A 22961-nucleotide genomic window follows, 5' to 3' on the forward strand; every position below is an offset into this window, starting at 1 on the left:
TCCTTATAATGATGAGAAGAAAGGGGTTAATAAGCCACGCCAGTTTAACAAGCTATATTGCATTGCAATACGGAATAAAACCGAATGAAAAGCGACAGGGCGTAAGCGATTACGTCTTTTTTTTGAAATTATCCGTTTCGCTAATAGTAAAGCACTCATAACAGTGTCATGAGTAAAGACTGGCCTGCGCCACTCACTCGCCCACGGGCAAACGTGAGCGGCGCAACCCGCGTTAGCGGGTAGCCATGGCCTCTTCCAGCCAGCCCAGCTTCATTTGCGGCACCGACGCCAGCAGCGTCTGGGTGTAGTCGTCGAAGGGCGGGGCGAGCACCTCATCACGCTGTCCGTAGCGGACGACCTTGCCCTGGTGCATCACCGCGATACTGTCGGCGATGGCTTTTACGGTGGCCAGGTCGTGGGTAATGAACAGATACGCCACGTTCTCTCTTTCCTGCAGGCGCAGCAGCAGCTTGAGAATGCCGTCGGCCACCAAGGGGTCGAGGGCGCTGGTCACTTCATCGCAGATGATCAGCTTGGGTTTGGCCGCCAGGGCGCGGGCAATGCAGACCCGCTGTTTCTGCCCCCCGGACAGCTCGGCGGGGTAGCGGTCGATGAAGCTTTCTCCCAGCTCGATCTCGTCGAGCAGTTCGACGACCCGCTGGCGTCGCGCCTTGCCTTTCAGGCCGAAATAGAACGTCAGCGGTCGGCCAATGATGGTTTCCACCGTGTGGCGTGGGTTCATGGCCACATCGGCCATCTGGTAGATCATCTGCAGTTCACGCAGCGTCTCCTTGCCGCGCTCGCCCAGGGTGTTGGGCAGGGCCCGGGACTGGAAGCTGACCTGCCCCTGGTTGGGCGGCAGCAGGCCGGTGATCACCCGAGCCAGGGTCGATTTGCCCGACCCGGACTCCCCGACGATGGCCAGCGTCTGGCCAGGGCTGACCGCCATGCTGACCTCGTGAAGCACGTTGCCTGCGCTGTTGCTGTAGGCGGCGCTGACCTGCTCGATGGCCAGAACCGGCGTTTCTTCCGGCGTCTTGGCGGCATGATCGATGGAGCGCACCGAGACCAGCGCCTGGGTGTAGGGCTCTTGAGGGGCCTCGATGATCTGCCGCGTCGGGCCGTACTCCACCATGGCGCCGTGACGCAGCACCATGATGTCGTCCGCCACTTGGGCCACCACGGCCAGGTCGTGGGTGATATACAGCGCGCCCACTCCCGTCTTGCTGATGGCATGCTTGATGGCGGCCAGAACGTCGATCTGGGTCGTCACATCCAGTGCGGTGGTCGGCTCATCGAAAATGATAAGGTCGGGCTCGGGGCACAGCGCCATGGCCGTCATGGCCCGCTGCAGCTGGCCGCCGGAGACCTGATGCGGGTAGCGGCTGCCAAAGTGTTCCGGGTCAGGAAGGCCCAGTTGGCGGAACAGCTCCACGGCGCGCGCTTCGGCTTCCTTGCGGCTGGCCAGGCCGTGGAGCAGGGTGGTCTCGATGACCTGTTCCATCAGCGTATGGGCAGGGTTGAACGCGGCGGCGGCCGACTGGGCCACGTAGCACACTTCTTTGCCGCGCAGCTGGCGCAGCGCCTTGGGCGAGCCGTCGAGAATGTTGCGGCCGTTGACCCAGACTTCGCCGTCCAGGCGTATGCCGCCCCGGCCATAGCCAGCCGGCGAGAGTCCGATGGTGGACTTGCCTGCCCCGGATTCGCCGATCAGCCCCAGCACCTTGCCGCGCTCCAGCGTCAGGTCGACCCCTTTGACGATGTTGATCTCCTGGGGCGGCTCGCCGGGCGGGTAGGCCGTGGCATCGATGGTCAGGTTGCGAATCGTCAACAGCGTATCAGCCACTGCGGCCTCCTTTCAGGTCGGTGGTGTGGCGCAGGATCCAGTCGGCCACCAGATTGACCGAAATCGCCAGCACGGCAATGGCGGCGGCGGGAATCAGGGCGGCGGGAACGCCGAACACGATGCCCTGTCGGTTTTCGCGCACCATGCTGCCCCAGTCGGCTTCCGGAGGCTGTACCCCCAGGCCCAGAAACGACAGCGACGATAAGAACAGCACGGCAAAAATGAACCGCAGGCCCAGCTCGGCCACCAGGGGCGTCAGCGCATTGGGCAGAATCTCGCGAAAGACGATCCAGCGTTTGCCTTCACCGCGTAGCCGTGCGGCTTCCACGTAATCCATCACGTTGATGTTGACCGCCACGGCGCGGGAGATACGAAACACGCGCGTGGAGTCCAGCACCCCCATGATCAGAATCAACATGAGAAGGGTGCTGGGCATGACCGACAGGATCACCAGCGCAAAGATCAGTGTGGGAATCGACATCACGATATCGACCCCTCGGGAAATCAGCTGGTCTATCCAGCCGCCATAGACGGCCGCCAGAATGCCCAGCACCGAGCCAATCGAAAAGGCCAGCGCCGTGGCCAGGGCGGCAATGGTAATGGTCGTACGGGCACCGTAGATCAGCCGCGAGAGTAAGTCGCGGCCCAGGTTGTCGGTGCCCAGCAAAAACTCGGCAGACGGGCCCATCCACATGTCGCCGACGCTCTCGGACATGCTGTAGGGCGCCAGCCAAGGGGCGAATATCGCCATGATCAAGAAGCTGAAGGTCAGCAGCAGCCCGACCAGCGCGGTCACGGGCATGCGCTTCAGCAGCGTTAAGGGTTTCGACATGGTGTTACGTTCCTGTCTGGTCACTGTGGCCTGGCAAGCAGCCGGTCATTTGGGATGACGCAGGCGTGGGTTGGTCAGGATGGCAATGATGTCGGCCAGCATATTGAGTCCGATGTACACCGCCGCAAAGATCAGTCCCACCGCCTGGACCACCGGGACATCGCGCTTCGAGACGTGGTCGATCAAGTACTGCCCCATGCCTGGGTAGACAAAAATCACCTCGACCACCACCACGCCGACGATCAGGAAGGCGAGGTTCAGCATCACCACATTGACCACCGGCGCGATGGCATTGGGAAACGCGTGGCGGGCAATGATGCGAAACGAGCCCAGCCCCTTGAGCTCGGCGGTTTCGATATAGGGCGACTGCATGACGTTGAGAATGGCGGCCCGAGTCATGCGCATCATGTGGGCTAGAATCACCAGCGTTAACGTGGCCGCAGGCAGTGCGATGGCGTGCAGACGTTCACCCAGGCTCATGCCGCCATGCACCGTGGAGACGCTGGGAAACCAGTTGAGCTGGACGGCGAACAGGTAGATCAGCAGGTAGCCGATAAAGAATTCCGGCAGGGAAATGGCGGTCAGCGTGGAGCCGGAAATCACCCGGTCCGGCCAGCGGCTCTGGTAGCGCACGGCGACCAGCCCCAGCAGGATGGCCAGCGGCACTGCAACGATCGCTGTCCAGAAGGCTAGAAACAGCGTGTTGCCTGCGCGGCCCCAAAGAGACTGGGCGATATCCTGACGGTTGGACAGGGCAGTGCCTAGATCGCCTTGCAGAATGCCGCCCAGCCAGTCGATGTAGCGTGACCAGGCGGGCTGGTCGAGGCCCAGTTCTCTGCGCAGGTTGTCGACGGCCTGGGGCGTGGCGCTTTGCCCCAGAATCGACTGGGCCACGTCGCCGGGCAGCATCTCGGTGCCCGCGAAAATCAGCACCGACACGGCCAGCAGGAGCAAGAGGCCCAGCGCCAAGCGCTGGGCAATCAGTTTAAGGACAAAAGAGTTCATGGCAGCCTTCCGGGTTATGACGTCAACCAGCACTTCGAAAGCGCAAAGCCTGCCATCATTTCGCCCATCGGGTTGGCTGACCAGCCGCCCACGTTGTCCAGAGTGGCCTCGATGTAGTCATTGAACATGGGCAGAATCAATCCGCCTTCGTCGCGGACGATCATGGCCATGTCGTGGTACAGCTCGCTGCGGCGGTCTGTATCCAGCTCGCCGCGTGCTTCGCGGGCCAGGGCATCGAAGTCCTCGCGGAAGAAGCGGGTGTCGTTCCAGTCGGCGCTGGAAATGTACGCTGTGGAGTACATCTGGTCCTGGGTGGGGCGGCCGCTCCAGTAGGAGGCGCAGAAGGGCTGCTTGTTCCACACTTCCGACCAGTAGCCGTCGCTGGGCTCGCGGCGGACTTCCATGTTGATGCCCGCCTGGGCGCAGCTCTGCTGAAACAGCTGTGCGGCATCCACGGCACCGGGAAAGGCCACGTCGGAGGTGCGCAGCACGATGGGGCTGTCGTGGCCGGATTTCTTGTAGTGATAGCTGGCCCGCTCGGGGTCGAATTCCCGCTGGGGAATGCTGTCGGGAAACAGCGGGTAAGCGGCGTTGATGGGGAAATCGTTGCCCACGCTGCCATACCCGCGCAGGATACGCTCGACCATGTCTTCGCGGTTGATGGCGTACTTCAGGGCCAGTCGCAGGTCGTTGTTATCGAACGGCGCCGTGTCGCAGTGCATGGGGAAGACATACTGAGCACGCCCGGAAGTGTTGTTGATCACGATGTTGGGCAGGCGCTGCACCATGTCCACCACCCGCGGCTCGACCCGGTTGATCATGTGCACCTGACCGCTCTGCAGCGCCGAGATGCGCGCCGTCGGGTCGTTGATGATGGTGATCTCGATCTGGTCGGCGAAGCCGTACTCGTCCGGGTTCCAGTAACCATCGAAACGCTCGGCGATCTGGCGCACGCCGGGCTGGAACTCCACCACTTTGTAGGGGCCGGTGCCGATGCCTGCGGCTGGGTCCTGCTTGCCACCGCCCGGCTGAATCATCAGGTGGTAATCGGAAAGCAAAAACGGCAGGTCGGCATTGGGCTCCAGCGTGACGATGGTGACTTCGTAGGTATCCGTGGCGCGAATCGACTCGATGCCGCGCATGATGCCCAGCGCACCGGACTGCGAGCTCTCGTCCGAATGGCGTTCCAGCGTGGCCACGACGTCGTCGGCGGTCATCTCCTGGCCATCGTGGAACAGCACGCCACGGCGCAGCTTGAAGACCCAGGTCTTGGCATCCGAGGAAGAGTCAATGCTTTCCGCAAGGCGGGGTACCAGCTCGCCTTCTGGTGAAACATTGGTCAAGGCTTCCCCCCAGGACTGCCCGAAGGAGTGCTGCACCTGGCTGGTCCAGCTGGCTGGGTCAAGGCTGTCCGTCGACTCCCCGCCTTGCATACCGGCGCGCAGAATACCGCCGCGTTGAGGAGTGCCCGTGCTGGCCAATACCTGGCTGGAGAGCAGCGAGCCAGCAAAGGGCGCGGCAATGCCCAGAGCCATGGCGCGACGCATGAAGTCGCGGCGCGACAGCTGGCCGCGTTTTGCTTGCTGGGTGAGAGACTCGAGTGTTGGATGCATGGTGTGTTCCCTTGATGGATTAATGATGAGGCCGTGCGATAGTCAACTCGTCATAGTCACGAATCACGTGATCCGCGTGGGTAAGGTGGGAGCCGTCCAGGTGAGGAGCGGCGCAGATACCGATACCGCCCAACAGACCGGCGGCCTGACCCATGGCCATGTCGCCATTGGAGTCGCCGATGATCAGCGTACGTTGCGGTGCCGTGCCCAGCTGTTCGCAGGCGAGTAGCGCCATCTCCGGGTAGGGCTTGCCGCGCGACACTTGATCATGCCCCAACACAGCAGAAAACGCATCGGCCAGCGAGAGCAGCTTTAGATGCAAATGCGCATTGTGGGCGTCATCGGAGGTGACCACCGCCAGCGCAATCCCCGCCTGTCGTGCCTGCGCTACGAAGTTCATCAGGCCCTTTACGGGGGTCACGCAGTTGGGCCAGTCCAGCGTGTCGGCCAGGCGGGCGATGGCATCGTGGGATAGCTGAGTAGCGTCATTCCAGGCGACGCCCGCCTCGAACAGGCTAAGCGAGACGATGGTGGCAATATCGTCCAATGAGCCAATGGTCAACGGGCCGGTGGGGTCCCACAGGCGCTGCTCAGGATCGATGCCTACCCTAGGGTAGAGCGCTTGGTGCGATAGCGCGTGTGCCTCGGGAAGGCTTTGGTTAAGGGTCGTGACCAGCTGGTCGAACCAACCAATCCAGAGGTCGCCGAAATTGAGCAGCGTACCGTCCTTGTCGAACAAAATGGCATCGATATCGTAAGTCGCGCCGTGCAAGGTGAGTTGGGGCATAAAGTGTCAGGGCTGTGATGCAGCCATCTCATGAAGGTGACAATGGCACATAGGTTACACGGGTTTCATGACACTAGCCGTGTCAGGCAGCGTGAAAATCACCCAAACCATTACCAAGGATTTTTTTTGAACGTTCAATTGAAAATAAAAATTTATCCTGAGCATTCCTATCGTTGATGTCAAGTTGAAGGGGGGTCGCAGGGGTTGGCCAGTCACGTCTACAATGCGCCTATAAAAATCAGGCCTGACAAGGCATCCCGGACCCGCCAAGGAACTTTCATGCGCGCTTCTCTTTGTTCTCTCCATTGCTTGGCTGGTTTGATGCTCGCTGCTGTCGCGCTGTTATCTTCACCTGCGCTGGCCGAGCCCCCTATCCGAGTCACCTACAAATCTGCTCTCGCGGGTACCGCTTATCACCAAATGGGCGGAGAGCTGGCGCAGGCCATACAAGCAGGCAGTGCTGGTGCGCTGCTCCTGAGCTCCGAGGAGAGCCAGGGGTCGGTGCAAAACATCATGGAGGTCATGCACCGCCAAGGGCTGTATGTGTTTACCGCACCGCCTGCCTTGATCGCGGAGGCGCTGGAAGGGCAAGGCCCCTTTGCAGGCCGCGACCCGGAGCACTTTGCGGCCATCCGGGGACTGTTTCCGGTGCCCCCGTTGACCATGCACTTCGTGATGGCCGGTGATCGAGGCACGGCACCCATCGAAGCCCTGGAGGGCAAACACGTGCTGTTGGGGCGCGGCACCTTCAGCTCGGGCGAAGCAGCGCGCTACTTCGAACTGTTTGGCTTGGCGGGCAAGGTGCGGCTGGCCGATGCCTCGATCACCAATGCGTCCGAGGCCCTGCGGGATGGACGTATCGATGCCTACGTCACGGCCAGTTCGTTTCCTACTCCCAACGTGATGGAGACAGCGTCGCTGGTGCCCATTACGCTGATCAGCTTGACCGATGAGCAGGTCGAGCGCACAGGGGCCGTACGCCAGATCATTCCCGGCGGTACTTACCCAGGCATCGACAAGCGGGTGGTGACCACGTCGTCGCCAGTCTTCGCGCTTGCCACGGTGCACATGGACGAAGACGTGGCCTACCGGTTGACCAAGACATTCTGGGAGCAGCAGGCCGCGTTGACGGAGACATCACCCTGGTGGGGCAGTGTGACCGCTGAACTGCTGGCCCACCTGCCGGTGGACCTGCACCCCGGTGCGCTGCGCTACTACGACGAGGCCAACATCGAGCTGCCGGAAGCGTTGCGTTAGAAGACCGTGAAGCTCAGGGCAATATAAGCGCCATATCCCGCCAGCAGCGCCGCCCCTTCTCCGCGTGAAAGGCGCATGCCGGTATACAGGAACAGCAGCAGCAAGCTTGCCGACCCCAGCATGACCCACTGGTCGAACTGGCCGACGCGCGCGGCGATGGGCAGGGGTTGCAGCAGGGCGGAAATGCCCAGAATGCCCAGCACGTTAAAGATATTGCTGCCCAGGATGTTGCCAACGGCAACGTCGGCATGACGGCGCAGGGCTGCAATGACCGATACCGCCATTTCCGGTAGTGAGGTGCCCACCGCGACAATGGTCAAGCCAATCACCGCTTGCGAAATACCCACGGCCTGCGCCAGCCCGATGGCGCCGTATAGCAGCAGCTGCGAGCCACCAATCAGCATGCCTAGCCCCACGACCAGCGCCGTGACGATCATGCCGGTAGACGTGGGGACCGCCGACACCTCTTCGGCTTCAGCGCTGTGCATCTCACCGGCAGGTTGCGGCACATTGCGCTCGGTACGATAGGCCCACACCAGGTAAGCGGCCAATGAGGCCAGCAGCAGCAAGGCCTGCCATTCCCCCAATGCTCCCCCCCATGAGAGCACGATGAACAGCACGCTGGCCGCCACGACGACCACGCCATCCCGGCGCAGTGCCAATGGTTGTACGGTCATGGGGCAGATGGCGGCACACAAGCCCAGAATCAGCAAGATGTTGCCGATGTTGCTGCCCACGATATTGCCCACGGCAATATCCGGCTGTTGACGAAGCGCTGCGTCCACCGATACCACCAGCTCGGGCGCGGAGGTACCAAACCCCACCACTACCAGCCCGGTCAATAACGGAGAGACGCCCATGCGCTGTGCGCTGGCGACGGCTCCACGGATGAGCGCTTCACCGCCCAGAAACAGTAATCCAATCCCTGCCAGCAGGCTCAGCCCATACAGCATGGTGTCGCTTCCTTGTTCAATGGCCTGACCTGGTATCGGGCCTCATGTTGTCAACATAGCGGGATTGAAGAGGGCTGCAACGTCTTTGCTTGATGGCTCACTCGCGCACCGGGAAGGTGGGGTAGGCCTCCAGTAAAAGCCCTAATTCGTTGCATACGAAGCGTGGCTCGATCCATTGGCTTAAATGCTCATGCACGTAGTGCAGAAAGCGCTGAGCAGTGGGGGGCAAGCGCTGGTCGTTGCGCACGATGAACTGCCAATGGCTTTCGATGGGCAAGCCAGCGATGGAAAGTACGGCCAGTTCGGAGTGCTCGTTGGGCAGCACATGCTCCGACAATACCGCTACCCCCATGTTGGCGGCCACGCCCACGCGAATGGCTTCGTTACTGGCCATTTGCAGGGTCTTGCGCATGGTCAGGCCATGCTCCTGTAGCCAGCTTTCCAGCAGCATGCGCGATGCCGAGCCAGGCTCGCGGAGCAGCAGGCGCTCACCGAGCAGTTGCTCCATGGTCACGTTTGGCTGGCTGGCCAGCGGATGATGGGCGGCAGCAATGGCCACCAGCGGGTTGCGCATGAAGCGGGCCGCCACGGCGTGGGCCAGGGCAGGGGGGTGGCTGAAGATATACAAGTCGTCTTCGCGCCGCTCGAAGCGAGCCAGGACCTGCCGCCGATTGCCGATATTGACGGTGACGTCCACCTCGGGGAACGCGTGGCTGAACGGGCCCAGCAGGCGCGGCAGCACGTATTGCGCCGTGTTCACCAAGGCAATGCTGAAGCGCCCCTTGCTGCCATATTGCAAATCGCTGAGCTGGTCCGCGAAATCATCGAAGCGCCCCAATACGTCACGGCTGGCCTGATACAGCGCCTGGCCCGTGGCGGTCATGGTCAGCCCTTGAGCGTGGTGTTCCAGCAGCGGGCTGCCAATGGCCTCGCTCAGCCGCTTCAACTGCTGCGACACGGTGGGTTGTGTCAGGTGCAGCTGCCGGGCGGCCTCGCTGATCGAGCCATGGCGCACCACGGCGACATACACTTGCAACAGACGAAAGGTCAGATGGCGGATATTCACGAAGACAGCCTTTATACGAAGGTCAAATCGAAGGTCAAATTCAGGGTATAGAAAATCATCTATGCCGAGCATTCAATATATGATTAGTTGTCTTGCCGTGTACATCGCAAAATGCGGCCACTTTCATCCGATGGAGCAGCGGCGATGCCCGATATAGTGGTCATGTTTTTTCTACTTGGACTGTTGGCTGGCGCGGTCAAGTCCGACCTTCAGGTTCCCAAGGCCACCTACGACACGCTGAGCCTGTTGCTGATGCTGACCATTGGCCTCAAGGGGGGCATGGCGCTGCATGGCAACCTGCACTGGGGGCTGGTGCCCGAACTGATGGGCGTAGCGCTGCTGTCTGCGGTCATTCCCTTGATGTTGATGCCCGTGCTCAGGCGGTTGGTACGCCTATCGCCTGCGGACAGTGCCAGCATTGCCGCCCACTACGGTTCGGTGAGCGCAGGTACCTTCGCCGTGGCACTGGCGTACGTGGAGGCGCGCCAGTTGGCCGTGGGCAGTGAGGTCACCCTCTATCTGGTGGCCATGGAGCTACCCGCCATCATGATCGCCATTGCCCTGTACCGGCGTTACCAGGGCGCAGCCGTCAAGGAAAGTACCAGCAAACTGTGGCATGAAACGCTCACGAACCGTGGGGTCATCCTGCTGGCGGGTGGTGTCGTCATCGGTGCGCTTTACGGCCCCTTCCAGGGCGAAGAGGTCACCAATCTGTTTACCAGTGCCTTCAAGGGCGTGTTGGCCCTGTTCCTGCTCGAGATGGGCCTGACTGCCGCCCAAACGCTGCGTCCAATGCCTTGGCATCACTGGCGGTTGGTGACCTTTGCGCTGGTCACGCCCATGGTGTTGTCGCTGATGGGGATTGCCGTGGGAGCGCTGGTCGGCCTGCCGATTGGTTCGGTGGTGATTCTCGCGGCCCTGGCCGCCAGTGCCTCGTACATCGCGGCCCCGGCCGCCATGCGGGCCGCCATCCCAGAAGCCAACATCGGCCTCGCCATGCTGGCCTCGCTGGGCATCACGTTCCCGCTCAACGTGATGCTGGGCATCCCGGTCTACCACCGGCTGATCGAGTGGCTGCTGGTGACGTAACGCCATGGTTTCTGGGCGCTTTCACCGTGCCCAGAAACGAAAAAAGCACCCGAGGGTGCTTGATTCGAAGGGCGGGTAGGCGTTAGCCGCTGTTGGGCCTGGTCATGGTAAGCGCCACTGGCTTCCAGGCCGCCGCCATTTTGCAGCAAATCATTAACCCGCTGTTGCTTCTTGCGTTGGGTGAGTCAAGTCGTGGAAGCGAATGCCCGTGGCCTTGATGACGGCGGACATCGTACGCAGCGTCGGGTTTCCCTTGGGCGAGAGTGCTCTGTAAAGGCTCTCCCGCGACACCTCTGCGCGTTGGGCGATGGCCGCCACGCCACCCTGAGCATCCACTACGTGACGCAGTGCCATCAGGAAAGCCGACTCACCGCCGGGCTCATCCAGCTCGTCAAACGCAGCGCGCAGATAGTCCAGTGCCATGGCGGGATCTTCGCGCAACATGGCGATAACCGCCTCGTCGTGGCTTTTCATCTTTGGGTTCTCCTTCGGTGGTCGGCCAAAAACGCCTTGGCCTGCTCTATGTCGGCTTGTTAGCGTTTCTTGGCTCCACCGACCAACAGCACCACAATGCGCTTGCCTACCTTCGCCCACCGCCTTGATGTCGCCGGGGTTGCCAGCGGCCAGCCGGTTAAGGCGGGTCAGCACTCGCATGGCGGCCATTCGGTCTTTGGCTTTTACGGCGTTGACCCACGTTTGAAAGGGGTCGTGTCCGTCGGCGGTCAGGTAGTGGGTAAGCTCGATCATCGGAAAATTGTAGCTTAAAAGCTACATGCGCGGTAGCGAATTCCATTGAGCGCCATGCTGGTGTGCCAGGGAGCGCCAACGCGACGTTCAGGCCTGCCTAGGCGACTCCACTATGCAGGTTCCATTCGCGAGAGCCGTTTTGGTGGTCCTGCTTTGAGCTGATACATGGCCTTGCGCCAGAAACGAAAAAAGCACCCGAAGGTGCTTGATTCGAAGGGGTGTCTGGTGGAGGCGGCGGGAATTGAACCCGCGTCCGCCAGCACGCGCCCATTGGCTCTACATGCTTAGATTTCGTCATTTGCTTTAACGTGTCTGACTCCGACGATCAGGATTCAGCTACGCGAGCCTTCTAAAGTTTGACGGTTGGTGAGAAGACACCACCAACCGCGGTCCTATCAGCTTTAGCTCATATCCCCGCTGCGATGAATAGGCACATCACTTTGGGGCCAGACAAGAAGCTAGCAGGGTTTAAGCTGCCAGCGCGCCTTGAGCGTAGTTTTCGTCGTTTGCGACTATTTTTCGTGATGTGGTATTTACGAGATACATCACGCTCTCGGCATGCACCGCAGGGTTTGTCACCGGCGTCGAAACCATGTCGCCCCCTTGTTCAGAGCCGCATTCTAACGTGCTCGTGCCCAATTGACCAGTTATGCCTTGTTATGTTCCCGCATAATTCGGCCTTTCTGGCGATTCCAGTCGCGGTCCTTCTCAGTGGCGCGCTTGTCATGGATCTTCTTGCCCGTCACCAGCGCCAGCTCGCACTTCACCTTGTTGCGCTTCCAGTACAGCTTGAGCGGTACACAGGTGTGGCCCTTGTCCTGCGTGACCGAGAAAATCTTGGCGATCTCCTTGCGGTGCAACAGCAGTTTTCGGGTGCGGGTGGGGTCGGCTATTTCGTGGGTGCTGGCCGTATTCAGTGGCGTCACATGGCTGCCCAGCAGGTATGCTTCGCCGTTGCGAATCAAAATATAGGTGTCGGTGAGCTGCGCTTTTCCGGCGCGCATGCTTTTGACTTCCCAGCCTGCCAGTGCCAGGCCCGCTTCGAAGGTTTCGTCGATATGGTACTCAAACCGCGCCTTCTTGTTCTGGGCTATCACGCTGCTGCCGGGGCCCTTGCTGTTACCTTTCTTAGTGGCCATGGAACCTCATCGTTGATCTGTCGTTCGCACCCCCTTCGTTATGCGGGGAGGCGTGATACCATTCAAGGTCTGTAACTATGTTTCCCATGATACGCTTTGGGCACTGTGAAGTCAGCGGAGAGGTCAATGCCAACCGTCAATCGTACCGCTTTGGTGCGCCATACCCCCCAGCAAATGTTCGATCTGGTCAATGACTTCGAACGCTATCCCGAGTTCCTGCCGGGATGCCGCCGCGCGCGTCTGCTGGAAAAGGACGATCAGCACCTGGTCGGAGAAATGACTCTGGGCCGGGCAGGGGTCGAGCAAACCATCACTACGCGCAACGACCTGCACGCACCAGAGCGGATCGAGCTTTCGCTGGTCAAAGGGCCCTTCAAGCAGCTCAAAGGCCGCTGGCTGTTCATCCCCATGGGGGATGATGCTTGCAAGGTCAGTCTGGAAATGGAGTTCGTTTTCGCCAATCGATTACTAAGCATGGCGTTTGGCAAGCTGTTTCAACAAATCGCCGGGCAACTGGTCGATGCCTTCACCAAGCGCGCCAACGAACTGTATGGCCGTTGATGACATTGCCGTCGAGGTGGCCTTCGCGCTGCCTCACAAGCAGCGTATCGTCGCGCTGAAGGTACCCAGCGGCACCACTGCCAGAGCAGCCGTTGCCATGGCCGACCTGCCCAGCCTGTTTCAGGAACTGCCCGCCGAGACCTTCGAACAGGCGCCGCTGGGCATCTTCGGCAAGGCGTTGCGCCACCCCGATAAGGAGCAGCTGCGCGAAGGCGACCGGGTAGAAGTCTACCGGCCGCTGCAGATCGACCCCAAGGCGGCTCGCCTGGAGCGGGCCAAACGTCAGGCCAGCGGCCAGTAGCCGTTACTGAGCAATCGGTACTGGCTGGGGCTCGGGGGCGGTCTCAGGCGTGGGGGCCTGCTGGGTTGGCTGCATGCTGTCCATTGGGTCAGTGCCTTCGACGGCAGGCCCCACGCCACGGTCAGAGCTGACCGGCAGGTCGCCAGACAGGTCGCCTTGCTGCTCGACGTTCACCAGTCGGCCAGCGTTATCGAAGGTGAGCGTGACGCGACGCTGTTCCACGCCCCCGTACGCTTTATCGAGGCGGTACACGTAGTCCCACTGGCGGGCATCGAAGGGGGCTTCCAGCAGCGGCCTGCCCATCACATAGGTGACCTGTTCCTGGGTCATGCCCGGCTGGAGCTGGCTGACCATCTCCTGGGTGACCAGGTTGCCTTGGGGGATGTCGCGCTTGTACACGCCGACGTAACTGCAGCCGCTAACGACGGTCAGGGCAACGGAAAGAGTAATGATACGAGTCAATTTTTGCATTTGAGCCTGTTCTTCACTATCGTGGTTTCGGTCGATGATACCCGACCTAACCTGTTACTGCGAAGAGCAACCATGGCCGATCAGAACCATGAACTACGCAAAGCCGGGCTGAAAGTGACCCTGCCGCGCGTCAAGATCCTGCAGATTCTCGAAAATGCTTCGGGCCAACACCACCTTAGCGCAGAAGAAGTGTATAAAACACTGATTGATGCGGGCGAGGATGTTGGTCTGGCGACCGTCTACCGCGTGCTGACTCAGTTCGAGTCGGCAGGCCTTGTGATTCGTCACAATTTCGACGGTGGCCATGCGGTCTTCGAGATGACCCAAGAAGACCACCATGACCACATGGTGTGTCTGGAAAGCGGTGAAATCATCGAGTTCGTCGATGACATCATCGAGCGTCGCCAGCAAGAGATCGCCGAAGAGCACGGCTACGAGCTAGTGGACCACGCTCTGGTGCTGTACGTACGCCCCCGTGGGTCGGACGTCACGCGCCAGGACAGTGGCCCCACGAACCGCAAGTAGTCCGCTGCTACATGAAAACGCCCCTGGGGTGCCAGAGATGACTGTCTGGCGCCCCAGGGGCGTTTTTTTAGGCAAGATGTGGATGAAAGGCGCTGCCTTCACCCGGCGAAGGGCAAAGGCTTGGCGTGAGTTTGGTTGAGTTTGGTTGAGCCTAGTGAGGAGGGCGCTGGCTGGCGTGCAGCATCTCACGGGCATGGGCCAGGGTCTGGTCGGAAAGCGTGACTCCGCCCAGCATGCGGGCCAGCTCGCTGATGCGGCCTCGCTCATCCAGCAGTGCCATATGGGTCAGAGTGGTATCGCGTTTGGCGCGTTTTTCGATGTGCAGATGCTGATGTGCCTGGGCGGCCACCTGCGGCAGGTGGGTCACGGTCATCACCTGGCCGTTTTCGCCCAGCTTGCGCAGCAGCTGGCCGACGATTTCGGCCGTCGCACCGGAAATGCCCACGTCCACTTCATCGAAGACCAGGCTGGGAATGGTAGAGTGCGAGGCCGCCACGACCTGAATGGCCAAACTGATACGCGACAGTTCACCGCCGGATGCCACTTTCGCCAGCGGGCGCGCAGGCTGGCCAGGGTTGGCGCTGATCAGGAACTGGACGTGATCCAGCCCTTCTGGGGTGGGCGTGTCGCGAGGGGTAACGTCGACATCGAAACGCGCCTTGCCCATGGCCAGAAAGGCCAGCTGCTGCTGAACTTCCTTGCCTAGCCGCACCGCCGCCTTTTGGCGAGCTTCACTGAGCAGCTTGGCATTGCTGCGGTAGCGCTCCCGGTAGTCGGCCACCTGGCTGCTCAGGGCTTCCAGGTCATCGTCACTGGCTTCCAGTTGCGCCACTTCCTGACGTAGCTGGGCATGCAGGGCGCAGATTTCTTCCGGGGCGACATGGTGCTTGCGCGCAATGCGGTGCACGTCGCCCATGCGCTCCTCGACCCAGGCCAGTCGCTCGGGGTCCAGTTCGGTGGTGCTGGCCAGGCGCTGCAGCTCGCTGGCGGCTTCTTCTACCTGAATGCGCGCATCGCTGAGCATGGCCAGGGTGTTGGCCAGCGTGCCCTTATCGCTGCCGGGCAGGGCGCTCAAGTGTGCGTAGGCCTGGTTCAGCAACGACAGCGCACCGCCCTCATCGTTTTCACAGCAGTCGGCGGCAAACTGGGTTTCTCGCAGAGTCTCTTCCGCGTGGGCCAGCGTGTGCTGCTCTTCTTCCAGGGTTTGCAGTTCGCCTTCGGCGAGGCCCAGCTGGTCGAGCTCTTCCACCTGATAGCGCAGCAGCTGGCGCTTGGCCTCTACCTCGCTGCCCTCTTCACTGAGCTTTTTCAACCGACGACGGGCATTGCGCCATTCACGGTAAGTCTCGGCCAGCTGCTGGCTGCGCTCACGAAGCCCGGCGTAGTCATCCAGTAGCGCCAGGTGGGTTTCTTCGCGCATGAGCGCCTGGTGGGCGTGCTGGCCATGAATTTGAATCAGCTGTTCGCCCAGCGATTTCAGGTCGGCAATGGTGGCCGGGTGGCCGTTGATCCATGCTTTGGAGCGCCCGCTGGCGGTAACGACGCGGCGTAACAGGCACTCGTCGGTAGGCAGTTCCCGGGCCTGCAGCCACTCGATGGCGGCGGGCAGGTGTTGAATGTCGAAGCGGGCGGAAAGGTCGGTGCGCTCGCAGCCGTGGCGCACGCTGCCTGCGTCGGCGCGCTCGCCCAGGCAGAGTCCCAGTGCGCCCAGCAGTATGGATTTACCCGCCCCGGTTTCCCCCGTGATGGCGGTCATGCCACGGCTGAGGTCGAGTTCAAGGCGGTCAACAATCGCGTAATCCTGGATCGCTAGCTGTGTCAGCATGAGGCCTCCTGAGGCGGTGCATCCCGAGTGCTGGATACTTATCCAATAATTGTTGTTTTATACAGTAGTCGATAACTCACTTCAATGCCCCTCTTGAGATGGCTTCGATGGCCCCCATATAGCTTTTATCCGTGGTCTAAATCCCGCGAATCAACTCAGGTGGCCGCCAACGGCACCGCTACGTATTTCAGGAGCAAGGCATGGCTAAAGAACCGCAAACCCCGTTGGATGAAGAGCTGGCGCGTCAGGAGCAGGAAGCCGAAGTCACGGAGCCAACGGCAGAAGAGCGCCTGGTAGAAGGTGAGCTGGAAGGGCTGATCGACGACGAGCCGGTGGTGGACGCAGACATAGGTAACCCTGAAGCCGACGTGCTGGCCGCCCAGGTAGAAGAGCTGGAGCAGAGCCTGGCTCAGGCCAAGGACCAGGCCCTGCGCGCTGCCGCTGAAGCGCAGAACGTGCGCCGTCGCGCCGAGCAAGAGGCCGAGAAGGCGCGCAAGTTTGCGCTGGAGAAGTTCGTCAAGGAGCTGCTGCCCGTGGTGGACAGCCTGGAGAAAGCCCTGGAAAGCATGCAGCAAGACGCTTCCGACGTGCATCGCGAAGGCGTCTCCATGACCCTGAAGATGCAGCTGGACGTGCTGGCCAAGTTTGGCGTCGAAAGCATCGAGCCCCAGGGCGAGCCCTTCGACCCGCAGATGCATGAAGCCATGGCCATGGTGCCCAATCCCGAGCTGGAGCCCAATACGGTAATGGACGTCATGCAGAAGGGCTACTCCCTGAATGGCCGTCTGGTGCGTCCCGCGATGGTGGTGGTCAGCCAGAAAGCCGGTTAATCCGATGACGCATTGCAGAAAAAAGCCCTTGAAATGCGCCAGCCGGCCCCCAAATAAAGGGCAACCCGCGAGAATGCTCGCAAACGCCTTAAACAGTTTTGACGGCGTAAACCACTAGTTTTTTGTTTCAACCGAATTCGAGGTTTTTGCTATGGGACGCATTATTGGTATCGACCTGGGCACCACAAACTCTTGTGTAGCCGTGCTCGATGGTGACAGCGCTAAAGTCATTGAAAACGCCGAAGGCGGTCGTACCACGCCTTCCATCATTGCCTACACCGATGACGGCGAAACCCTGGTAGGTCAGGCGGCCAAGCGTCAGGCCGTGACCAACCCGGAAAACACCCTTTACGCCATCAAGCGTCTGATCGGTCGTCGTTTCAAGGACGACGTCGTTCAAAAAGACATCAAGATGGTGCCGTACAAGATTGCCGAAGCCGACAACGGTGACGCGTGGGTAGAAGTCAAAGGCAAGAAGATGGCTCCCCCGCAGGTCAGCGCCGAAGTGCTGAAGAAGATGAAGAAGACCGCCGAAGACTACCTCGGCGAGCCGGTGACCGAAGCGGTCATCACCGTACCGGCCTACTTCAACGACAGCCAGCGTCAGGCCACCAAGGATGCGGGCCGTATTGCCGGTCTGGACGTCAAGCGCATCATCAACGAGCCGACTGCCGCAGCGCTTGCCTACGGCATGGACAAGTCGCGTGGTGACAAGACCATCGCGGTCTACGACCTGGGCGGCGGTACCTTCGATATCTCCATCATCGAAGTCGCCGACGTTGACGGTGAAACCCAGTTCGAAGTACTGGCCACCAACGGTGACACCTTCCTGGGCGGTGAAGATTTCGACCTGGCGCTGATCAACTACCTGGTCGACCAGTTTAAAACCGACAGCGGCATTGATCTGTCGGGCGACAACCTGGCCATGCAGCGTCTGAAGGAAGCCGCTGAGAAAGCCAAGATCGAGCTTTCCAGCGCTCAGCAGACCGACGTCAACCTGCCGTACATCACGGCAGACAACACAGGCCCGAAACACCTGAACGTCAAGGTGACCCGTGCCAAGCTGGAGTCGCTGGTAGAAGACCTGGTGCAGCGCTCTCTCGAGCCGTGCAAAACGGCGCTGAAAGATGCTGGCCTGTCCGCGTCTGAAATCGACGAAGTGATTCTGGTCGGTGGCCAGACCCGCATGCCGATGGTTCAGAAAAAAGCGGCAGACTTCTTCGGTAAAGAAGCCCGTAAAGACGTCAATCCCGATGAAGCCGTCGCCGTGGGCGCCGCGATTCAGGGTGGCGTACTGGGCGGCGACGTGAAAGACGTTCTGCTGCTGGACGTCACGCCGTTGACCCTGGGTATCGAAACCATGGGTGGCGTCATGACGCCGCTGATCGACAAGAACACCACCATCCCCACCAAGAAGACTCAAACCTTCTCGACGGCGGATGACAACCAGACGGCGGTGACCATTCACGTCGTGCAGGGCGAGCGTAAGCAAGTGTCGCAGAACAAGTCGCTGGGTCGTTTCGACCTCTCCGACATTCCGCCGGCACCGCGTGGCGTACCGCAAATCGAAGTGGCCTTCGATCTGGATGCCAACGGTATCCTGAACGTATCGGCCAAGGACAAGGCGACGGGCAAAGAGCAGTCCATCGTGATCAAGGCGTCCAGCGGCCTGACGGACGAAGAGATCGAGCAGATGGTTCGCGACGCCGAAGCCCACGCCGACGAAGACAAGAAGTTCGAAGCGCTGGTGCAACTGCGCAACCAGGCGGACGGCATGATTCACGCCACCCGCAAGACTGTGCAGGAAGCGGGCGACAAGGCCACCGATGACGAGAAACAAGCCATCGAAACGGCCATCGCCGAACTGGAAGAAGCGGTCAAGACCGATGACCAGGACAACATCCAGAAGAAACTGGATGCGCTGACCGAAGCCTCTGGCCAGCTGGCGCAGAAGATGTACGCCGAGCAGGCAGACGCTGCCCAGCAGGCAGGCGCAGAAGGCGCGGAAAGCACCAACGCCAAGCAGGACGACGACGTGGTTGACGCCGAGTACGAAGAAGTCAACGACGAGCAGAAGAAGCAGTAACCCACCTCTTTCTGCCAAGGAAAGCGGTGACGCGGGAGGCAACTCCCGCGTTGCTGTTTCCGCGGCCGAGACGCCAATAGTGCGTAGCTAACCAGGAGGCGTAGGACCCATGTCCAAGCGCGATTATTACGAAGTCCTGGGTGTCGAAAAAGGGGCCGATCAGAAAGAGATCAAAAAGGCCTATCGCCGTCTGGCGCAAAAATTCCACCCTGATCGAAACCCGGACGATAACACCGCAGCGGAAAAATTCCGCGAGGTGTCAGAAGCCTACGAAGTCTTGAGCGACGGCGAAAAGCGCGCCGCCTATGACCAGTTTGGTCATGCCGGTGTGGATGGCCAGGGCGGTGGCTTTGGTGGCGGCGGCTTCGGCGGCGGAGCCGGTGATTTTGGCGATATTTTTGGCGATGTGTTTGGCGACATCTTCGGGGGTGGCGGTGGCCGTCGGCGGGGCCCCAATGCGCCTGCGCGAGGGTCCGACCTGCGCTACAACCTGGAGCTGGACCTCGAAAGCGCCGTGGCCGGTACCACGGTGGATATTCGCGTTCCGCGCCATATCGAATGTGACCGCTGTGACGGTGACGGTGCCGAGCCAGGTTCCTCCAAGGAAACCTGCCCCACGTGCCACGGCCATGGCCAGGTACGCATGCAGCAGGGCTTCTTTGCGGTTCAGCAGACCTGCCCCACGTGCCATGGCAGCGGCCAGCACATCAAAGTGCCGTGCCACAAATGTAATGGCGAAGGGCGTGTACGCGAAACCCGCACTCTCTCGGTGAAAATTCCGCCGGGTGTCGATACCGGTGATCGCATTCGCCTCAATGGCGAAGGCGAAAGCGGCGTGAATGGCGGCCCAGCGGGCGACCTGTACGTACAGGTGTCCATCAAGCCTCACCATATCTTCCGCCGCGACGGCAAACATCTGCAGTGCGACGTGCCGATCAATTTCGTGGACGCCGCGCTGGGAGGCGAGCTGGAAGTGCCGACGCTGGATGGACGCGTGAAGCTGAAGATCCCGCCGGAAACCCAAACCGGCAAGCTCTTCCGCCTGCGCGGCAAGGGCGTGAAGCCCGTTCGTGGCGGCGCCCCCGGCGACCTGCTGTGCAAGGTGGTGCTGGAAACGCCCGTCAACCTCAACGACGAGCAGAAAGACCTGCTTCGCCAGCTGCAAGAGAGCTTCGATGGCAGCAACAGCCACAGCCACTCACCGAAGAAGACCGGCTTCTTCGACAGCGTGAAGAAGTTCTTCGAAGAGATGAAGCCGTAAAGGTTACGGCCTGACGACCAGGGACGCCCCGGCACGGTAACGTGCCGGGGCGTCCTTGTATCTGCCTCTGGCTTCGGAAGCGTTCGCTCTGGCTCGCGGTATTTTTATTAGGCAGCTAATGGTGGGTTGGGTCAGAATGGCTCAAACGAAGATGTTTGCCGCCAGCCTAACGAAAAGGGATGTAGCCGGATGACCACGGAGGCCATGGATCGCCCTGGTTTGGGAATCGTGTTGCGGGTGCTGTCGGGGGTGCTGTTCACTGGCATGCTGGTGTGCATCAAGGCCGTCAGTGATGCGGTGCCCGTGGGGCAGTCAGTGTTTTTTCGCTCGCTGTTTGCGTTGCTGCCCATCGTGGTGTTTCTGGTGCTGCGCCATGAGTTTCCACGCGGGCTGGCGACGCGGCGGCCGCTGGGGCACGCGCTGCGCTCTGGGCTGGGGGCGGCGGCCATGTTCGCTTCGTTTGCCACGGTGGCGCTGCTGCCGGTGGCGGAAACCACGCTGCTGGCGCAATTGACGCCGGTCTTCATGGCGTTGGGGGGCGTGCTGCTGCTGGGGGAGCGCTTTTCGTTCTATCGTGCCGGGGCGTTTGGTCTGGCGCTGTGCGGGGTGGGCGTGCTGGTAGTGCCCCAGCTGCTGGGGAGTAGTGGGCAGGGCTCGCTGTTGGGGTATGGGCTGGGGGCGCTGAGCGCGCTGCTGACGGCGGGGGCTCTGCTCACGGTACGGCGTATTTCCCGCACGGAAACGGCGGCGTCCATCGCGTTCTATTTTATCGTGGTCTCGGCGCTGGCCGGGCTGCTGACTCTGCCGCTGGGGTGGGCGGCGCTGGATGCACGGCAGTTCGGGCTGCTGGTGCTTTCCGGTTTGTTCGGCGGCGCGGCGCATATCGCCATGACGCTGGCGCTGCGTTACGCCGAAGTGTCGCGGCTGGCCCCGTTCGAATACATCGCGCTGGCCTGGCCGGTGCTGGCCGATGCGTGGCTGTTCGGGCTGCCCGTGTCCAGCGGCTTCCTGATGGCCTTGCCCTTTTTGCTGGGCGGCGTGGGCCTGGCCACACTGGAGGGGCGCCGAGGCGCGAAGCGTCGGCAGCGTTAGGCGGCAGCGCTTGCAGGAAAGCGAACGTATCGTTGCAGTAAATTCTCATTGGTCACTTGGCGGTTGGCAGGGCGGGCTTTAGGCTTGGGAGCTGAGCCGTCATCGAACAGGAGTAGAACGTATGCCGTTATCTCGCGCCGAGATTGCCACCCCGTCTGGGGCACGATTGATCAACCGGTTGTGCAAGCACTGGGCCCACAAGCTGGAGGTGGAGCAGGGCGAGCAGCATGCCAGGATCGTGTTTGCCAGCGGCACCTGCCTGATGCACGCGGAGCCTGAGCGCCTGGTGGTCTCCATCGAAACCCTCGAAGAAGAGCATCTGGACCAGCTGGAAGGCGTGGTGGAAAGCCATCTGGTGCGCATGGCGAAAGATGAGCCGCTGGAGATCGTCTGGGAGAACTGAGCGCCATCCGCCGTGCTTCCGTCAGCACCGCATCCCGTCAGGTGGTCTGCTATAATCGCGGCCACCTTTTTTGTTTCTCGCTGATGCCGAACGGCACACGCACAGGAGTTCCCATGACCCGAATTGCCATTGTGGGCGTAGCTGGCCGTATGGGCCGCACGTTAGTCAACGCCATAGAACAGGATGCCGGTGCCCAACTGGCCGGGGGAATCGTCGAGCCGGGCAGTTCGCTGGCGGGGGCGGATATCGGCGAGTTGGCAGGCGTAGGCAAGCGGGGAGTGGTGGCGGTGGACTCGTTGGCGGCCATCGTGGACGACTTCGACGTGCTGATCGACTTCACGGCACCCAAGGTGACGCTGGCGAACCTGGCGTTTTGTGCCGAGCACGGCAAGCGCATCGTGATCGGCACGACCGGCATGAACGATGACGAGCTGGCCGAGCTGGACAGCTACCGCGACCGCGTAGCGATGGTATTTGCACCCAACATGAGCGTCGGCGTGAACCTGACCCTGAAACTGCTGGAAACGGCGGCCAAAGCGTTGGGCGACGAAGGCTACGACATCGAAGTGATCGAGTCTCACCACCGCCATAAGGTCGATGCGCCGTCCGGAACGGCCATCAAGATGGGCGAAGTGGTGGCGGAGAGCCTGGGGCGCGCCTTGAAAGAGCACGGCGTTTTCGAGCGCGTGGGGCAGTGCGGCCCGCGTACCGATAAAGAGATCGGTTTTGCTACCGTGCGGGCAGGCGATATCGTCGGTGAGCACACGGTGATGTTCGCCACCGAAGGCGAGCGCATCGAAATCACCCACAAGGCGTCCAGCCGCATGACCTTCGCCAAAGGGGCCGTGCGGGCGGCGCGCTGGGTGGCCGCTCAGCCACAAGGCCGCTACGACATGCAGGACGTGCTGGCACTGAGCTGAGCCGTGGGCTCTTGTTAGACCAGGGTCGGCATAAAACGCTGGCCCTGGTGCGCTAAATGCTGTAACATTCCAAAAATTTTGGCCCAGTGGCTGCAAAAAGCAGCACCATATCGGCAGTCAAGCACCAAGCTGTCGAAAGAGCACCGCGCTTGTTGCACTGGTCGTCAAGTGGGAAAAGTAGTCAGCGACATGCTGCGCCATGGCCAACACCGTTATGAAGGCCACGGAAAGAGAACAACAAGCGGGATGAAACCGATTTTTTTATTGTCGGCTTCGTCCCGCTTTTTTACGACCCGACGTTTGTACGCAAACGCCGTAACCGGATCGCCGAGCCTGCGCCCACAGGCTCCCA

Annotated in this window: 22 protein-coding genes and 1 other RNA gene; 11 read left to right on the top strand and 12 right to left on the bottom strand. The window is 61.0% G+C overall.

Annotated elements, in window-relative coordinates; genetic code table 11:
• Positions 1 to 232: 232 nt before the first annotated feature.
• From KVY02_RS01855 to KVY02_RS01875, 5 genes are read right to left on the bottom strand one after another with little or no spacing between them, the layout of a single operon-like run.
• The gene (locus KVY02_RS01855; protein ID WP_100731974.1) at positions 233 to 1846 is read right to left on the bottom strand and encodes an ABC transporter ATP-binding protein; all 1614 of its coding nucleotides are present in this window, start codon (positions 1844 to 1846) and stop codon (positions 233 to 235) included.
• Entirely contained in the window at positions 1839 to 2678 is an 840-nt protein-coding gene (locus KVY02_RS01860; protein WP_100731973.1) for an ABC transporter permease, read from the bottom strand. The genes KVY02_RS01855 and KVY02_RS01860 overlap by 8 nt, the downstream gene beginning before the upstream one ends.
• A 45-nt stretch (positions 2679 to 2723) precedes the next feature.
• On the bottom strand, positions 2724 to 3683 hold the full coding sequence (locus KVY02_RS01865) for an ABC transporter permease (RefSeq protein ID WP_016915892.1): 960 nt from the start codon (positions 3681 to 3683) through the stop codon (positions 2724 to 2726).
• A gap of 14 nt (positions 3684 to 3697) precedes the next feature.
• Positions 3698 to 5296 carry an ABC transporter substrate-binding protein gene (locus KVY02_RS01870; protein WP_016915893.1) on the bottom strand — a complete coding sequence of 533 codons (1599 nt, stop codon included), beginning with the start codon at positions 5294 to 5296 and terminating at the stop codon, positions 3698 to 3700.
• 19 nt (positions 5297 to 5315) lie between these two features.
• Positions 5316 to 6083: an HAD family hydrolase gene (locus KVY02_RS01875; RefSeq protein ID WP_100731971.1), complete on the bottom strand. Its 768-nt coding sequence runs from the start codon at positions 6081 to 6083 to the stop codon at positions 5316 to 5318.
• Positions 6084 to 6404: 321 nt separating this feature from the next.
• Between KVY02_RS01875 and KVY02_RS01880 the strand changes: the two genes are divergently transcribed.
• Positions 6405 to 7340, top strand: coding sequence for a TAXI family TRAP transporter solute-binding subunit (locus tag KVY02_RS01880; RefSeq protein WP_256357550.1), 936 nt, complete (start codon positions 6405 to 6407; stop codon positions 7338 to 7340).
• Here KVY02_RS01880 and KVY02_RS01885 read toward each other — a convergent pair.
• On the bottom strand, positions 7337 to 8293 hold the full coding sequence (locus KVY02_RS01885; RefSeq protein ID WP_218314199.1) for a calcium/sodium antiporter: 957 nt from the start codon (positions 8291 to 8293) through the stop codon (positions 7337 to 7339). The genes KVY02_RS01880 and KVY02_RS01885 overlap by 4 nt on opposite strands.
• A gap of 97 nt (positions 8294 to 8390) precedes the next feature.
• Complete coding sequence (locus KVY02_RS01890; protein ID WP_218314201.1) at positions 8391 to 9359, bottom strand: LysR family transcriptional regulator; 969 nt, start codon at positions 9357 to 9359, stop codon at positions 8391 to 8393.
• A gap of 144 nt (positions 9360 to 9503) precedes the next feature.
• Between KVY02_RS01890 and KVY02_RS01895 the strand changes: the two genes are divergently transcribed.
• Complete coding sequence (locus tag KVY02_RS01895) at positions 9504 to 10448, top strand: sodium-dependent bicarbonate transport family permease (protein WP_218314203.1); 945 nt, start codon at positions 9504 to 9506, stop codon at positions 10446 to 10448.
• Between the two features lie 153 nt (positions 10449 to 10601).
• On the opposite strand, the gene KVY02_RS01900 is transcribed toward KVY02_RS01895, so the two are convergent.
• The 3 genes from KVY02_RS01900 to smpB form a co-directional block, all read right to left on the bottom strand.
• Entirely contained in the window at positions 10602 to 10922 is a 321-nt protein-coding gene (locus KVY02_RS01900) for an addiction module antidote protein (protein WP_081138037.1), read from the bottom strand.
• Between the two features lie 496 nt (positions 10923 to 11418).
• Positions 11419 to 11798, bottom strand: a transfer-messenger RNA (tmRNA) gene (gene ssrA, locus KVY02_RS01905).
• A 44-nt stretch (positions 11799 to 11842) separates the two neighbouring features.
• The gene (smpB, locus tag KVY02_RS01910; protein ID WP_016915901.1) at positions 11843 to 12334 is read right to left on the bottom strand and encodes an SsrA-binding protein SmpB; all 492 of its coding nucleotides are present in this window, start codon (positions 12332 to 12334) and stop codon (positions 11843 to 11845) included.
• A gap of 126 nt (positions 12335 to 12460) precedes the next feature.
• On the opposite strand from smpB, the gene KVY02_RS01915 reads away from it, so the two are divergent.
• Complete coding sequence (locus KVY02_RS01915; RefSeq protein ID WP_039181434.1) at positions 12461 to 12895, top strand: type II toxin-antitoxin system RatA family toxin; 435 nt, start codon at positions 12461 to 12463, stop codon at positions 12893 to 12895.
• Complete coding sequence (locus KVY02_RS01920; protein WP_100731966.1) at positions 12885 to 13196, top strand: RnfH family protein; 312 nt, start codon at positions 12885 to 12887, stop codon at positions 13194 to 13196. The genes KVY02_RS01915 and KVY02_RS01920 overlap by 11 nt, the downstream gene beginning before the upstream one ends.
• A gap of 3 nt (positions 13197 to 13199) precedes the next feature.
• Here the strand turns inward: KVY02_RS01920 and KVY02_RS01925 are convergent, their stop codons facing one another.
• Positions 13200 to 13667 (bottom strand): outer membrane protein assembly factor BamE, encoded by a 468-nt coding sequence (locus KVY02_RS01925; protein ID WP_100731965.1) that lies wholly within the window; start codon positions 13665 to 13667, stop codon positions 13200 to 13202.
• A 72-nt stretch (positions 13668 to 13739) separates the two neighbouring features.
• Here KVY02_RS01925 and fur point away from each other — a divergent pair, with 72 nt between their 5' ends.
• A complete protein-coding gene (fur, locus tag KVY02_RS01930; RefSeq protein WP_016915905.1) occupies positions 13740 to 14192 on the top strand; it encodes a ferric iron uptake transcriptional regulator in 453 nt (150 codons plus the stop codon).
• 151 nt (positions 14193 to 14343) lie between these two features.
• Here the strand turns inward: fur and recN are convergent, their stop codons facing one another.
• Entirely contained in the window at positions 14344 to 16017 is a 1674-nt protein-coding gene (gene recN, locus KVY02_RS01935; RefSeq protein WP_081193533.1) for a DNA repair protein RecN, read from the bottom strand.
• A gap of 200 nt (positions 16018 to 16217) precedes the next feature.
• Here recN and grpE point away from each other — a divergent pair, with 200 nt between their 5' ends.
• The 6 genes from grpE (at position 16218) to dapB (ending at position 22609) form a co-directional block, all read left to right on the top strand.
• Complete coding sequence (gene grpE, locus KVY02_RS01940; RefSeq protein ID WP_218314205.1) at positions 16218 to 16847, top strand: nucleotide exchange factor GrpE; 630 nt, start codon at positions 16218 to 16220, stop codon at positions 16845 to 16847.
• 151 nt (positions 16848 to 16998) lie between these two features.
• A complete protein-coding gene (dnaK, locus tag KVY02_RS01945) occupies positions 16999 to 18933 on the top strand; it encodes a molecular chaperone DnaK (RefSeq protein ID WP_016915908.1) in 1935 nt (644 codons plus the stop codon).
• A 109-nt stretch (positions 18934 to 19042) separates the two neighbouring features.
• On the top strand, positions 19043 to 20194 hold the full coding sequence (gene dnaJ, locus KVY02_RS01950; protein WP_218314206.1) for a molecular chaperone DnaJ: 1152 nt from the start codon (positions 19043 to 19045) through the stop codon (positions 20192 to 20194).
• A 189-nt stretch (positions 20195 to 20383) separates the two neighbouring features.
• Positions 20384 to 21286, top strand: coding sequence for a DMT family transporter (locus KVY02_RS01955; RefSeq protein ID WP_218314208.1), 903 nt, complete (start codon positions 20384 to 20386; stop codon positions 21284 to 21286).
• Positions 21287 to 21407: 121 nt separating this feature from the next.
• Positions 21408 to 21689 (top strand): DUF2218 domain-containing protein, encoded by a 282-nt coding sequence (locus tag KVY02_RS01960; protein ID WP_016915911.1) that lies wholly within the window; start codon positions 21408 to 21410, stop codon positions 21687 to 21689.
• A gap of 113 nt (positions 21690 to 21802) precedes the next feature.
• The gene (gene dapB, locus KVY02_RS01965; RefSeq protein WP_218314210.1) at positions 21803 to 22609 is read left to right on the top strand and encodes a 4-hydroxy-tetrahydrodipicolinate reductase; all 807 of its coding nucleotides are present in this window, start codon (positions 21803 to 21805) and stop codon (positions 22607 to 22609) included.
• Positions 22610 to 22961: the final 352 nt, after the last annotated feature.

It is taken from the genome of Halomonas sp. 18071143, from assembly GCF_019211725.1.
Lineage (GTDB): Bacteria > Pseudomonadota > Gammaproteobacteria > Pseudomonadales > Halomonadaceae > Vreelandella > Vreelandella stevensii.